The sequence below is a fragment of the Streptomyces sp. OfavH-34-F genome (assembly GCF_022347745.1).
Classification (GTDB): Bacteria; Actinomycetota; Actinomycetes; order Streptomycetales; family Streptomycetaceae; genus Streptomyces.
This window is the reverse complement of sequence record NZ_JAKRGC010000634.1, coordinates 1-1,118: the sequence shown is the minus strand read 5'-3', so window position 1 is coordinate 1,118 and position 1,118 is coordinate 1. Positions and strand designations below refer to the sequence as shown.

At 75.9% G+C, this 1,118-nt stretch carries 1 protein-coding gene and 1 pseudogene; both read left to right on the top strand.

What is annotated here, in order from left to right; translation table 11 throughout:
• The coding region (locus tag MHW47_RS35600; RefSeq protein WP_239227928.1) for a helix-turn-helix transcriptional regulator at positions 1 to 281 on the top strand (281 nt) is incomplete at its 5' end.
• A gap of 126 nt (positions 282 to 407) precedes the next feature.
• Positions 408 to 1,118: pseudogene (locus tag MHW47_RS35595) on the top strand (PucR family transcriptional regulator); the annotation flags it as partial.

The window sequence follows — 1,118 nt, the reverse complement described above, 5'->3', positions numbered from 1 at the left end:
AGCCGCCGGCGCCCCCGGGCGGCGCCGCGCCGCTGGCCGCGCTCACCCCGCAGCAGCAGCGCATCGCCCGCTGCGTGGCCGAGGGCGCCACCAACCGGGAGGTGGCACTGCGCCTCTCGGTGAGCACCCGGACCGTCGACCACCACCTGCGCAATGTGTTCGCGGCCCTTGGGGTGCGTTCCCGCACGGAGCTGGCCGGGCTGCTCAGAGCCGCCCCCGAAGCCCCGTGCGAGCCCCCGGGGTTGCCGGAACGTGATGAGAAGGAGGCCGCACACCCCTAGGTACCGACTGGGCGGTATGTCATTCTGCGGGCGACAGGATCTTTCGGTGCGCCCGCGGCCTCGTGCTGGGCAGGGCGGGCCGGAGCCGGCCGTTCGCGAGCCGGCCGAATCCCGGTGGAGGCCGCCATGCCACAGGTCGTACGTTCACGGGTCACGGCGCTGCACGCGGCGGCGCCCGTCGCCGCGGTCCCGCGCCGCTTCCGCTCACTGGCCGACCGCGACGCCGTCGCCGTCCTGCACCGGGCCGCACGGGTGCTGGTGGCGGCGCTGCCGGAGCTGACGAACCGGCTGGTGGAGGCGTTGCGGGAGCAGGAGCCCGCCTACCGTGCGGCGATCGAGGCCGACCCCGCGGAGATCTGGCAGGAGGTGTACCACTCGCTGCGGCACAACGTCGGCTCGCTCATCCAGCCGCGCGAGTTCCGGGACGCGGCGCACCGCACCTCGCGCCGCATCGGCGAGGTCCGGGCCGAGCAGGGGGTGCCGCTGGACGCGGTCCTGCACGCGTTCCGGATGGGCGGGGCGATGGTCTGGCAGGACCTGGTGGACGAGACCGCCCGCCGCCACCCGGAGGACATCCGGCTGCTGGTCCACGTCGCCGCGGACGTCTGGAACTTCGTGGACGAACACTGCGGGGTCGTCGCCGACGCCTACCGCAGGGCGGAGCGCCGGATGGCCTGGCGCCGGGAGAACCGGCACCGCCTGATGGCCGCCGCGCTGCTCGACGGCACCGTCCGGATCGCGGACCTGCCCGACACCGCCGCGGCGCTCGGGCTGCCGGAGGACGGCCGGTACGCGGTGCTCGCCCTGCGCGACGCCCGCCGCGCCCCGCACGGCGCG